Origin of the sequence: Shewanella sp. Shew256, assembly GCF_002196695.1 — a bacterium.
Lineage (GTDB): Bacteria > Pseudomonadota > Gammaproteobacteria > Enterobacterales > Shewanellaceae > Shewanella > Shewanella mangrovisoli.
The window spans coordinates 55007-67844 of sequence record NZ_NAJR01000016.1; the positions used below are offsets into that span (position 1 = coordinate 55007).

Genomic DNA, 12838 nt, shown 5'->3' on the forward strand with positions numbered 1-12838 from the left:
CCGGTGTTGGCCATCCTTTGAAGATTTTCAGTTCGTTGGCCAACTCATGCTTTTCGCGTGATATACACACCGATTCATGGGCAAGCCCCCTGAGAAATCCTTTCTCACGTCTGCGATTCAGTTGGCCACTTCAGGTTTTTTCCCAGTTCGTGAGCCAACTTGCGCTTTCAGAGCGTTGATTTACTGATTTTGGAAGCCGTTAAAACTGCTTAATTTCGAAGAATCCAGAGTAGGAATTTCGCTACTAAGCCAGACTTAGTTGCACTTCAGTTCGTTAGCCATTTCATGTTTTGATTAATTCACTAGCGACATGTTATGGATAACAAAGTGCATAATATACACACAAAATAAATAATACACGAGCCAAATATATTGTGTATTATATGGATCCCAGATTGGTATTGGAATGGTAAGAATAATCTTCAAGAGCAAGCTGGAAAGGTTTTGGAAGCCTCTTAAAACCCTCTTAAAACCCCAGATTGGGGGTCATTTGGTGTGGAGTTGGTATTTATGAATAATCCCGTCATCATCACAGTCGATGTTGGCTATGGCACAACGACTTGTGTACACAAGGAATCGCTAGGCAATTACTCAGTGAAGACGTTCCCGTCCCTGCCTATTCCGATTAAATCGGATATTAATCTGGGTTTAGCAGGCGAGGAACGCGATGTAACAAACGTGGAAGTCGATGGAATCACCTATGAGGTTGGTTCAGACGTAGGGACCTCGGTCGGTTCGCGAAATGTTCGCGTTCTCAACACAGAATCGTTTATCACGAGTGACCGCTATAAAGCGTTATTGTTTGGCGCCCTGTCATTTTTAGGCAAATCAAATCACATCGATATAGATGTGTTAGTGCTTGGTCTGCCAGTGAGTGTCATGTTCAGGAAAGATGAACTCGCCAAGATTTATACCGGCACTCACCAAATCACACCGAGTCGCAAGGTCACCATTCGTCAGGTCTTGGTTTTTGAACAACCGCTTGGTGCGTTGATGTCATTTTTGCGCCAAGGCGGAAATGAACGCTTTGCCCAGTGCAAAGATAAAACCATGTTATCCATTGACCCAGGTTATATGACCACCGACTTCATTACGTCGAAAGGATTGAAGGTCAGTCCAAATCGTTCTGGTGATTCTGAAACTGGGATGTCCAAAGTGATTGGTGCAGTCGAAGTCGCGCTGCGCTCGCAACTCGAAGGTTTCAACATCAAACAGATTAACCCTGAGTTGATCGACCAAGCCTTTATCAGTGGTGAGCTTAAGCTGTACGGTAAAGCGATGAAATTCCCTAAGTGCGATCTATTTGATGTGACTAGCGCGATTCGGTCTGTTACTGACGAAGCATTAACAAGTGTCGTCAACAAAGTAGGTGATGGTCAGGACATTGACCTGATTATTGTCTCCGGTGGTGCCGCAGCGGTATACCTGCCTTCGATTCAGCGCGCATTCCCTTTCCACAAAATCGAAGTCGTTGATGACTCTCTGACAGCTGTTGCCCGTGGCTTGCAAACCGCAGGCGAGCAATTCATTCGTGGAGCCATAGCGCGAGGCGATTATCAAAAGTTAAAAGCAGTCTGAGGTGAGGGATGCCCAAAACAATCGAGAGACACATTCGGATTGCCGATGATACTCACCCGCTAATTTTCGCTCATTTAGATCAGTTTGGGCCAAAGGCACTGACCCGCGAGATGATGACCCTGATGGAATTTGGATTAATGGTGAGACAGCAGGGATTTAATCTAGGCACTGTGTTGGCGCCGAAGGTAGAAGTCGAAAGTGAAAGGGAGAAAGTGGAAGCAGATGCAGAACCTCGAAGTCCAATGGAAGATGACTTTGATATTAGTGATGATTTTTTTGTCGCCCGAGAAACGTGAAAAACAATAAATCAGCCGCCTGCAATTAAGGCGGCTTTTTTTCATCCAGTGAGGCGTGATATATTTAGCCTATAGAATATAAAAAGTGTGTTGGCGTAATGAAAGTAAATAAATTGATGGCTTTGATTTTTGCGGCTCTGGCTCTGCCAGTTGTGGCAGAAGATCCTGCAAATAGCAATGATGGTGGTAACTTCTATAAACAACGCGAAAAGGGCTGGTATTGGCACGAGTACATTCCTGAGCCCGAAGAAAAGGAAGAGGAAGAACCTATAGTGCCAACGCCATCTTCTGCACCAACTGAGACTGAAACGAGTAAAAATTCAGTAGAGGCCATGAGCGTTAAGTGGTTCCAAGAAAACTTGCCCAAGGCAAAGGAGTTGGCGCTTAACACTGGAAAACCAGAAGACGTTAAACGCTACCTTTACATCCAGCGTGCCGCAATAGATCGCGCCAACCAGTTTGCCGCTACTTATATTTCCGAACAAATGTTTGACCCTTACCTCGATGAAGGGTTACGCCGTCCTGAAAACGACGTGACGCTGCAAACTTTCAAAGGCGCTCAGTCTGAAAACCAATGGAAGTTAATTGAAGCCATCGGCAAGAAAGCCACCCTCATTTATTTCTATGGCTCTCAGTGTCCGTATTGCGCAAAGCAAACTCCCTACCTAATCCGTCTGGCAAAGGAATATGGATGGTCGATCATGCCTGTTTCTCTCGATGGCGGCACCGTTCCAAATGATGACTTTTTAGCATTAGGCGATTATCGAGTGGCGACTTCCGACATGGCGCAGCGCTTCGACGTCTTGGCGACACCAACACTGTATCTAACCAACAACACGGGTGATTACTTCCTGTTGGGTTCTGGGCTAATCGGCATGGATTCTCTCAGTGAAAGGATCATCGAACTCGCTAGCCGCGAGAAAATTATTAGCCAAGCAGAACTTAATAATGTGAAGCAGGTACGAGCTCTGTATATGACCGATGCAGAAGCCAAGGTTGACACGCAAAAAGTGTATGAAGACCCAGACTACCTCATTAACAAGATGCGGAATTTTATGCTCGGAAAACCTGATAGCGAGGGTGAACAAGAATGAAAAAGAAAGTTATAGTTGCTTTACTTTGTTGCCCGTTATCAGCGACAGCTGCAAGCGGGTTAAACAATTTATGGGATCAGATGTTGTCTGCCAGCTCCGGTGCAACTTCATATTCAGGCGCTAAACGTGACGGATTTTCTCTGGGGAGTGCGTCGGTACGGATTAAAACCACTAACGAAAAGATTGTGGCGGTTAGGGCTCCTTACCTTCAATCATCCTGCAAGGGGATCGACTTCTTCGGCGGCTCACTGTCCATTATAAAACGTGAAGAGCTTGTTCAGATGGCAAGATCTATCGCCGCCGCCGCCCCGATGTACGCATTCCAATTAGCAATGGGAATGTTATGCCCGGACTGTAATGCAATTCTCGCAGACCTAGCGAAACGCCTCAATGCGTTAAATGATTTTATCAGCAAAGATTGCGAGGAATGGGCTGATCTGGCCGAGCAACAGTGGCCATCACTTCAGGTACAAAGTGACCGTAAAATGTGGAAAGCCTACAATGATTCGGCGGGTGCTTGGTTTGATTCATTCGCTTCATCGACGGTTGAGCGCAGTTCAATAGACTCCCACTCGAAAGCTGCACAGTTGACTCAGGCTGGCGACGAGATGCAGTTCAACTCGGTGTATGAAACCTTCATGCAGTCTGAAACTACCGTCCCAACCCTATCCTCAGACCGCCATGTCGTCGCTCAAATGTTAATGACTATTTTAGGGACTGAAATTTATAAATTCGACAGCACATTAACTGCATCGGCTTCAGCAGGAAGTGATGCGGTCAGTCAGTCATTTAGCCCACAAGTTTCATTGAAAGACTTGTATCAGCCTCAAGCGACTACATCAATGGCTGTAGCTAAACAAATGGTGGTCTGTGAGCAGGCCCAATCTGCCGATAGCAAGTGTCTATCGGCTAAGGTCGCGACTGTACCAATTAGCGATCCACGCTATTTGGATTCGTTCTATCGATTTTATGGTGATGCAATTTGTGGCTTAGTCGATTCTAACTTAGTCGGTTCGAGCATCATGGCCATCTATGCTCAGAAAGGAAATTATAGTGATTCTCAAGCACAGATCATGGCCAATATGAGAAGTGAATTTGAAGACATTATTAAACGAGCCTCAACAGTCAATGTCATCAATACAGGTAATTGTAAGTTTATCTCCGAAGCGATGGCCATAGATGCAACCCAGCAGTTGCTTGACGGACTACGAATTGCCGCGAGTAAGATGGCTTCGACTGATAAAGGTCAGCGCGGCGCGTTTTCATCAAAGTTGTTAGAGAAAATCGACGCGCTGAGCCTCGAAAGGGAAGAAATGGCCAACAGAAGACGTGAAATGGAGCAGGAACTATTAAGTCAGATCAACTTTAGTGCAAGTATGAGAGGTAAGTAATTCATGTTAACTATCTACTCTCTCGGTGACCTCGATTTATTGATAAAGATGGCGCAATCGGCGGAATTGGCATTCAGTGATGGCGGCATTGCAAATAGCAATCTTATTGCGATTGGATTGGGTATTACCCTGCTAGTGTCTGCTTTCAAGCAAATTTTTGCCCCTGATAAATTCCATGTAAAGGAGTTTTTCATCGCCTTGTTCACTTACATGTTTTTGTTCACCCCGAAGGTGGATTTTTACGTTGAGTCAGTCAGAACGGGCGAAGTGTCTCAGTCATTTACTTTGCCCTTTGGGATTGTGGCGCCAGCTGCATTAGCTACCATGATTGGTGGTGGTTTTGCTCAAGGGATGTCAGAAGCATATGCCAGTATAACACCTGATTATGACACCGAGCCAGGCACCAACATAGACCCTCTAAAAGCGTTACTTAAAGCCCGATTTGTCGGCACTTCTGAGGCAGATGCGAGTTATCGTTCTGTCGGTGAAAATTTGGGTGCGTACTTTAAAAACTGTTATTTCGAAGACATTCGGAACGGTAAAAATCCGACGGGACAGGCGGTACAGGAGGTAAATCACGACGAGAGTGTCACTGGGGCGTTTGACTTCACTAAATTAAAAGTCACCTCGGGAAGCTGGTATACGCCTTACTATGATGTTAACACCAAGTCATACACCAAAATTACCTGTACCGATGCTTATGCCAAGTTAGGCAATGATCTCTCTGACAGCAGTCCTTGGGCCGAAGAAATGAAGGGGAGAGCCGCCATAATGTATAACATGGCAGAAGAGTCTCAAGTTGAGAAAGTCTTCGAGTCCTTAACAGGGGATACTGCTAACCTCATAAATTTGTATCGAGCCAACTTTGTAAAAGCAATGATGGCCAAAGTTGGGGCTAGCTATGTAGAGTTAGAGCCCTCTGAACGATTGGCGTTTCAGCAAGAATTTGATGCGATTCAACAGCGTCACTTAAGCCAAGCAGCTCAGTCTTCATTTTTCTTGGAAACTGCCCCTGCACTTATCACTTGGTTTGAGTGTTTTATTTTCCTCATTGCTCCGCTGCTTCCGGTTTTCCTGACCTTCGGCTCCAAAGGGATCATGATGGCCGGAAAGCTCTATTCATTTCTACTCGCTGTGAACTTTTGGCCGATTATCCAAGTCGGCGTCAACATGTATACCAACCACTATTTCAATAAGCTGATGTGTTCTCTGCCAGGGAATGATTCGAGCTCGGTTCAGAACTGCATGATTGCGCCTAGCATGCGAAATTGGAGTATCGATTCTCTGGGGGGAATGGATAGCGCCTACACCACACTTGAGACTTTTGTATCTCAAGCGGCAATCATTCAAACGATGGTGCCAGCGCTGGCTATGATGATTGTCTTCGGCGGTGTGCATACTATGATGGGGGCAACACAAAAAGCCCAAATGGGCGCCAACATGGATGCCAAGGGCGTATCACCACAGACGGTCAATAGCGATGGTAAAACCGTTTCGTCAGGTGGTTATAGTCAGACAATGACATCGAATGGTGAGTGGATGGAAAGCCGTCAGGGTGCCGGAAATATGGCTGGGCTTAGTACGGGGGGGGCAACCTATAACGCTCTATCTGCAGGGGCAACTGCCCTTAGTAAAGCAATATCTGACGTTAGCAGTATTACACAATCGGATACAGCGGCAAGGCAAGCGGTTGGTGCTGCTAATGAAAGGTTAATCACTTCGGTAGGAACCGGAAATGTCTTCCAAAATGGCGCTCAAGCAGGGTTAGGGTATGAAGAAACTCTTGGTTTCGCAGCAACTTCTCTAATAGGAAAGGGAAGCGAACATGGATCTAGCGAAGTAAGAGCGAAAATATTGAACACCTTGGCGTCTATGAATGAAACGGAAGCCAATGAGTTTGCGACGAGTTTTGGGGTAGGACTGGCGCTTGGCCATAGCGGAAGTTCAAAAACAGAAAGCGCTAAAGGTATTAATCCGGTATCGACATTGCTTAGTACGCTTGGTGTTAATGCCAAAGCCGATGCTACATGGTCGCAAACACAATCCACAATTAGGTCTCAGCTTCAATCAGAGGGGGAAACCAACACAAGCACTTTAACGTCTGCAGAGAAAGAGAGCGTCGCCAAGGCATACCAAGAACAAAATACGGAGGCAAACCGCAAGACCTACAACTCAACTCAAGTAGATACGTCTTCTGCAGTTTATCAAGATGCAAAGTCTAGAGATGAAGCTGTATCACAGCAGCGAACCACAGGCGAACAATTGCAACAGGCAGAGGCTAGATCTCGTGAATTACGTGATGGTGTTACTTCGTCAGGTTCGGCTGGTAGTAGTGCGAACATTAAGTTTGGCGAGCTGATTTCTACCAATAATTCGGGATTATTTACTAAAACGGATACGTTACGCCAAATTGCTCAGAATGCCGCTGATGGCGCGATGCGAGGCAAATATGGAAACGATTGGGATGCTGCTACGAATGGCTTGGATACGCTCGACTTTATAAGCACAATGAGTGCTTTAGATGCTAAAGCCGCTGGTGCTGGGGCTGGGACAGCAGAAGAAGCCAAGTTGAATGCGATGAAACAGGACTATGCCGCTAATCAATCATTATATGACGTGGCTCGAGATAATAATGCTCTACAGGGGATTGTTAATAATTCGCAGACTCTTATGTCTGCGAATGGAAAACCAATTCCTCTCAATGATGTAGGCTCAATAGCTGACCGATCTGTCGGTATGTTATCGGATATAATGTCACGTACTCAATCAGACCCTATGATGGCTGACGCGGTTCGACATCTTACCGTAGGTTCGGCTATCGGATTTGCCGCTGTAAATGGAACGGAATCTGCCAACACGACAGCGATGGCTGTAGGTGACCGATTCACACAAATTGGTCAGTCACAAATATCGGATTACGACAAGCCAGCCCTAACGAGCGAGCAACAAAAGTTCAAGTCTGATCAAGAGGCAGGTATTGGAGCAACAGGTCAGCGCATTAACAAAGAAGGTCAAAAGGTAGAAGATGAGGCAGCACAAAGAGCTAAGGACTTTAAGCCTTCTAAAGAGGATTACGATAATCAACATCTAGAGTCGCCTGCAAAATGGACACCTGAACAGCAGCATAAACTTGATAAGTTAGACAGGAATATTGATGACCTTTGGAAGAAGTTGGAAGAAAGCCAAAAGGTCGGCGGAACCGCTGGTGTGAACAATATCATCGATACTTTGGGGCAAGAGCTTAAGTCGGGAACTTTTGGTGCGGTATCGCCAAAGGTTGTTGATGACGTTATGAAGGTGATGAAATCAGCTGCAGAGTCTCCAGCTGAATTGTCTAGGGTGCTAAATGATTTTGCGAATAGACAATCAAGTTATTACACCGGCGATCACGCATCTCAAGTGGCGCCAGTTATCGCTGCGATGGCTAACGCGGCCGATGGATTACTGGGTAAGGCCATTGACAGTGGTCAATTGAGCCCAAGCGAGAAGTCAGTATATCAAAATGCACAACAAGCCTTTGGTCGTGTGAACGAAGCGTATGCTAGTCAAGATATTGTAGATCGGCAATCCCATGCGGGTAATGCTGCGGCTCAAGTTATTTCGACGTTGGGCTCCGACAAGGATATGAAGACTCAAAAAGCTGTTGCTCTGGCATCAGTAATTGCGGCAGACGGTGATACTAAAAATCCATTACCAAGCGCTGAATTTAGTCGATTGCAAAGAGATGGCAATCCATCTAAAGACGAAGTGCTAGATATGAAACTCGTAACTGATCGTGCTCAAGATATTGTGACTCAAGCAATGGCACAAGAAGGGTTATCGGAGCCTGTGAGAGAAAGATTAGTTCAGACGCTTCAAGGCTTACAGGACTTTGATCAGAAATTATCAACATCACGCAACTCGGACGCACATACAAGAACAGGTACAAGTTATGACCATGCAACTGACTATGACGATGCAACCAAAAATAGTCCGGTAATGAGTGGGCTAAGCTCAAGCGAACGGATTCATCTAATGGATGGATTCCACCGCATTGGTGAGGGAGAAGGTTCAACTCAATCTAGGATGGAGAACACCCGATTTAACGGTCAAGGTGCGAACATGCAACTTGAGTCCATTGCCAATAAGATGTCGCCAGAAGATAAAGCAGCAATTTTAGGTTCTCTTCCAGATTCGGTAAGGGCGAATGTCGAGCGAGGTATGGAATTAACCGCAAGCAATTCATCGCCATCAAGTGAAAAATTTCCCATAGGTGAGACACAATTCCCATCAAGCCCAGTGGCTTCGGCTCAGGGTGATGCGGTGAGCCAACAAGGCGCAGCGCCTGCAACTACGGCTCAGGGTGATGCGGTGAGCCAGCAAGGCGCAGCCCCAGCGGCCACGGCTCAAGGTGACACGGTGAGCCAACAAGGCGCAGCGCCTGCAACTACGGCTCAGGGTGATGCGGTGAGCCAACAAGGCGCAGCCCCAGCGGCCACGGCTCAAGGTGACACGGTGAGCCAACAAGGCGCAGCTCCAGCAAGTACGGCTCAGGGTGATGCGGTAAGTACAGCAAGTCCTGAAAGAAGTGAACCAGAGGTTCGTTATGTCGAAACTCCTGCCGAAAATTCTACGCAATCGGGAAGTACAGTTGTTGAGAACAATCCTTTCGCCTTCGATGGTAATCAAGCTGGATTCAATTTCTCTGTAATGGGCGGATTTGGGAACAACGTCCAACCCTCAAACGTGAGTTATAACAGTGTTGATTTGGTGGGTGGTGTTGCGGCCAGCGGTCACTCTGTCGCAGGTTCCAGTAGTAGCGGTGGACCATCTATGGACACTTCCAATAGCAACGTGCCAACGATGGAGCGTTGATTGATTGAGGTTTTAAATTCGGCGGTTTTTACCGCCGTTTTTTTTGGGAAATTTGTTGTTTTTGAATAGTGATGTAGCATGGATGGAAATGTAGTGGTAGGGGAAAAATTTTGAAGATATTTAGCCTATTAGTGGCAGCTTGTTTTAGTTCAGTCAGTATTGCCAATGCTGAAGAGATAACAGTTACAGAGTCAGCAACCGATTTATGGGGTGTGAGTTATTTAAGTGGTAAACCAGTGGGCCGCAAAATGTCACTCAACAATTTCAAGGCGGATCTAATTGACCGAGCGGCGAGAAAAGCAATTTACTCTAAATTAAACCCTACAGCACAACAGGGCGTATTGATCAGGTCATCATCTAATGACGAATCGGTATTGCATGAGGTCGTTACTGCAAGTTCTTATATGTATTCTGTAAATAGTGTTGAATTCGGCTATAACGTGTTGCCTGCAGGTATTGAGATTAAAGCAGATATAACCGTTAGCATTCGTCCTTATGACGAGTCCATGCTGTTAAAACAGTTGGAAACGGATGTTCATCTATCGTCGCAGAATAGGCGCCACTGGACACCGATTGATGGACGCTATTTGAAAGAAAAAGAAGATAGAATTTATGGCACTCCTAATAGTTTGTTTGTGATCACCGGCAATCATGAGAACACTATGCCCTCCGACTATCAGTTTGTGTCTACTGAAACCTTTTTGGATTATTGGGTCATACGATACAAAGTCATGCTCGCTGACGCTTACGGGCGCCGTGGGGTAAAGGGTTCCTTTTTAGGTACGGTAGATGATGTTAGCTCAAGGCCAGATAAGGTCTTTGATGCCGTACTGTCACATAAGCCCCAACAACAGATTAAATATCCTGACCAACAGATGATTAAAAGGATGGATGGAGCATTAATCTTAGTTGGTAAAAAGGTCGTATCTGTCAACAATTTGAAAAATACGCAAGTACCCATAGGTATGAGCGCAACAATTCAGGCAATGCCGTCGAAGTAGGGATGGATTTTATATGCAAAAAATTAGTGCCGCGCTGCTAATAATTACTATGTTGTTAACTAATACAGATGTCATTGCGGGTGAGTTTGATTATCGTGGTAATGGTGTGTCCAGGTTAATTGTTCATGGATTCGACGACGCCGATTCGCTTGCGCACACAGGAAGTATCAAATCGATTCAATATGCGCTTTACGATGCTTTGATGCAGTCAGGCCGCAAGATTGAAAAGCCTTGGGAAGTTGTGATGGTTTTGAATTTGTCCCCGTATGAAGTTACCGGGAGTGATTTAGCCTTTGAACAAGGAGTGATAGAAGGCCAGTCGGAGCCGATATTTAGAATTGTTGCCAGCAAAACAATAACAGTGAGAGGTGATGTGATTGATCGTGCTTATAAAAATGTTTTGAGGTTGGAGCAAAATCAGGAGTTTCAAAAGGCTTTTGACCAGTATTCTAAAGCGATGAATCATAAAAATGCGGGAGAGATGTCAAGGATCTTTATGAGTTTTGAGGCGCTTGATAAGCTGGGAATTTATCTTGAACACACGATTTCAAGTTATTGATATACAATCGTTTTAAAAATGGCTTTTCGAAGATTTTTGAAATTAAGATATAAAAAAGCTGGGAATGTCCCAGCTTTTTTTAGGAAATTAACCTTGAAGGAAGTTTGTCCAGCCTTTCCAAAGGTCTTTATAAACGCGATCTGGTGCAGACGGAATTTGAGTCGCTAGTTTGTTGCCACTGGCTTTCAATTCGCGATGTTTAGCTCTAAATTCCAACATACTGCTGCAATTCCACTTCTTAACTTCTTTACTAGCTTGGTTAAAAGTGACGTACTTTTGTCTTTTAGCAAGAAGGTCTTTGAACTTGACACCGAATAACATGGTCGGTGCTGCTGGCACAAAGTCAGGCAGTTGTTTATTTGCAGCCATTTCTAAAAATTGAGTTGAAGTGGTGATGTTATTTTCTTTAAACCATCTTTTCACTTTCTCAAGAGTACCTTTTTGGTGGTAATCATAAGGTTCTTCATTTCCTAGGAAATGGTTCCAAGATTGCCACATACCTTTTCTTGTATAGAAAGAACGAGGATCAGAAGGAATGTTTTTAGGTTTTTCATTCTTCTGGTGATACTCCACCCATTCGGCCATTGTTTTAATGCCAGATGCTTTGGCATATTCGGAAGATGTCTCATAACTAGCAAATACGCCGCCGCGACTATGAATGTCATCTTCTTCCGATTGCGGTATTACAGGTGCGTTAGGGTTCAACACCCCCCAACCTTGCCATAATCCTCTACGGCCATAGAATAATGATGGCGACACTGGTAGATATGGAGGGATTTCATTAGCCTCGACGTATCTAAGCCATTCTGCACGACTGGTAACTCCGAGATCTTTTATATACTCCACCCAATCTTCATAAGATAAAAACTGCACCCCTTTCCGTGAGGTTATCATCTTCTCCGAAGCAACTTGCTCTGGTTTTTTGATGTTATCCTTGGGTACGTGCGTTAGTGGTGCAGTAACCGGAAATTTAAGTACGTTGTTGCTATTCATGATGTTTTCTCGATTTTTTGACGGCTTCGCGCTGGCTAGGCTCGTAAAATTCCTGAGAGGGTAGTTGTCTACTCAGTACGATTTTCATCTATGAGTATGTGCGAAATCTCTCACAAACACAATTCAAATATTCTATAGGTTAATTATTCCTTGTTAATCTTTGACATGTAAATGTGTAATTCTGGAATGAGAAGATCCGTGTCAGGCGTTGCATCATTGCGTTTTGAACGTGTCTTAGTACCGTAATTACTTTCTAAGTGTTTGACCTTTATGTCGTAATCGGAGAAAACGAAAAGAGGTGTTTGGCCGTTGTATTGCAGTTTTTCTTTACTACTACCAGCTTTCCAAATGTTGTAAATCGTTGTTGGTATTATGTTTCTTTTTATTCGAAAACTATGTGATTTTTGGTTTTTTTGAAAAATTTCTAGATATTCATTTCCTTTTGAAAATTCCAGAATGTTGTTTTGCACTGCTTTTTGTATTCTTGTTGAAAAATCCTTTTCTTTCAAAACGCGCATTCCACTTCTCATGTACCAAGAGACTGAAATGGTAGATTTTTCTTCGCATTTTAAAACGTGGATTTTTCTTGTGAGCATAACGAGTGAGCACAATGTATTTTGCCGGGCTAACGTTGCTCTTAACTTGTGTAGGTCATGCGTTGATAGTAACGCTTGAATGTTATCTTTCGTATTATTTATTTTTTCAATCAGTTGATTTATATGGTTATATTCTGAATGAGGGAAAATGATAACACCTGGTGTTATACTGGTTCTGCCGATTGAATCTTCAGAAAGCGTCATTTGAGTTAAGGAAGATGCTATCCACCCTCGCGCTTTGATGTCAGAAAATAGTTCTACTTTGAATTTATCAAATGTTTGGGGTGAAGGAGTTATTTTATAAAAAAATGACTGATTGCTAGCTGCATCAGGAAGATGACTGGCTAGTTCAATTAATTCAAGAGTCAGTTTGTTGTACAAAACATCAAAAGAGTTAATGTCGAATGCGGCGTTAGTCACCGTCTACCTCGTAAAATTCCGAAATTCCCTTTCTTCTGATTCATTTGAAAACTTAG

Annotated in this window: 9 protein-coding genes; 7 read left to right on the plus strand and 2 right to left on the minus strand. The window is 44.4% G+C overall.

The features are described 5' to 3' along the window. Positions 1–510 precede the first annotated feature (510 nt). The 7 genes from B5P39_RS20960 (at position 511) to B5P39_RS20990 (ending at position 10773) form a co-directional block, all read left to right on the plus strand. A complete protein-coding gene (locus B5P39_RS20960; RefSeq protein WP_011711604.1) occupies positions 511–1578 on the plus strand; it encodes a hypothetical protein in 1068 nt (355 codons plus the stop codon). An 8-nt stretch (positions 1579–1586) separates the two neighbouring features. Continuing rightward, complete coding sequence (locus tag B5P39_RS20965) at positions 1587–1874, plus strand: hypothetical protein (protein ID WP_011711605.1); 288 nt, start codon at positions 1587–1589, stop codon at positions 1872–1874. Between the two features lie 98 nt (positions 1875–1972). Next, a complete protein-coding gene (gene traF, locus B5P39_RS20970; RefSeq protein WP_011711606.1) occupies positions 1973–2968 on the plus strand; it encodes a conjugal transfer protein TraF in 996 nt (331 codons plus the stop codon). Next, positions 2965–4359 carry a conjugal transfer protein TraH gene (locus tag B5P39_RS20975; protein ID WP_037426927.1) on the plus strand — a complete coding sequence of 465 codons (1395 nt, stop codon included), beginning with the start codon at positions 2965–2967 and terminating at the stop codon, positions 4357–4359. Before traF ends, B5P39_RS20975 begins: the two co-directional genes overlap by 4 nt. A gap of 3 nt (positions 4360–4362) precedes the next feature. Beyond that, positions 4363–9213 (plus strand): conjugal transfer protein TraG N-terminal domain-containing protein, encoded by a 4851-nt coding sequence (locus B5P39_RS20980; protein ID WP_088212833.1) that lies wholly within the window; start codon positions 4363–4365, stop codon positions 9211–9213. A 110-nt stretch (positions 9214–9323) separates the two neighbouring features. Next, complete coding sequence (locus B5P39_RS20985) at positions 9324–10214, plus strand: hypothetical protein (RefSeq protein ID WP_037431066.1); 891 nt, start codon at positions 9324–9326, stop codon at positions 10212–10214. Between the two features lie 13 nt (positions 10215–10227). Next, positions 10228–10773 (plus strand): hypothetical protein, encoded by a 546-nt coding sequence (locus B5P39_RS20990; RefSeq protein WP_011711610.1) that lies wholly within the window; start codon positions 10228–10230, stop codon positions 10771–10773. An 87-nt stretch (positions 10774–10860) separates the two neighbouring features. Here the strand turns inward: B5P39_RS20990 and B5P39_RS20995 are convergent, their stop codons facing one another. Both B5P39_RS20995 and B5P39_RS21000 read right to left on the minus strand, forming a co-directional pair. Continuing rightward, on the minus strand, positions 10861–11766 hold the full coding sequence (locus B5P39_RS20995) for a hypothetical protein (protein WP_011711611.1): 906 nt from the start codon (positions 11764–11766) through the stop codon (positions 10861–10863). Between the two features lie 143 nt (positions 11767–11909). Further along, entirely contained in the window at positions 11910–12782 is an 873-nt protein-coding gene (locus B5P39_RS21000; protein WP_011711612.1) for a DNA replication terminus site-binding protein, read from the minus strand. Positions 12783–12838: the final 56 nt, after the last annotated feature.

Bases quoted from the DNA above. Each gene is read 5' to 3' on its own strand.
- B5P39_RS20960 (WP_011711604.1), top strand. From the start codon at position 511: ATGAATAATCCCGTCATCATCACAGTCGATGTTGGCTATGGCACAACG.
- B5P39_RS20965 (WP_011711605.1), top strand. From the start codon at position 1,587: ATGCCCAAAACAATCGAGAGACACATTCGGATTGCCGATGATACTCAC.
- B5P39_RS20995 (WP_011711611.1), bottom strand. From the start codon at position 11,766: ATGAATAGCAACAACGTACTTAAATTTCCGGTTACTGCACCACTAACG.
- B5P39_RS20975 (WP_037426927.1), top strand. From the start codon at position 2,965: ATGAAAAAGAAAGTTATAGTTGCTTTACTTTGTTGCCCGTTATCAGCG.
- B5P39_RS20980 (WP_088212833.1), top strand. From the start codon at position 4,363: ATGTTAACTATCTACTCTCTCGGTGACCTCGATTTATTGATAAAGATG.
- B5P39_RS20990 (WP_011711610.1), top strand. From the start codon at position 10,228: ATGCAAAAAATTAGTGCCGCGCTGCTAATAATTACTATGTTGTTAACT.
- traF (WP_011711606.1), top strand. From the start codon at position 1,973: ATGAAAGTAAATAAATTGATGGCTTTGATTTTTGCGGCTCTGGCTCTG.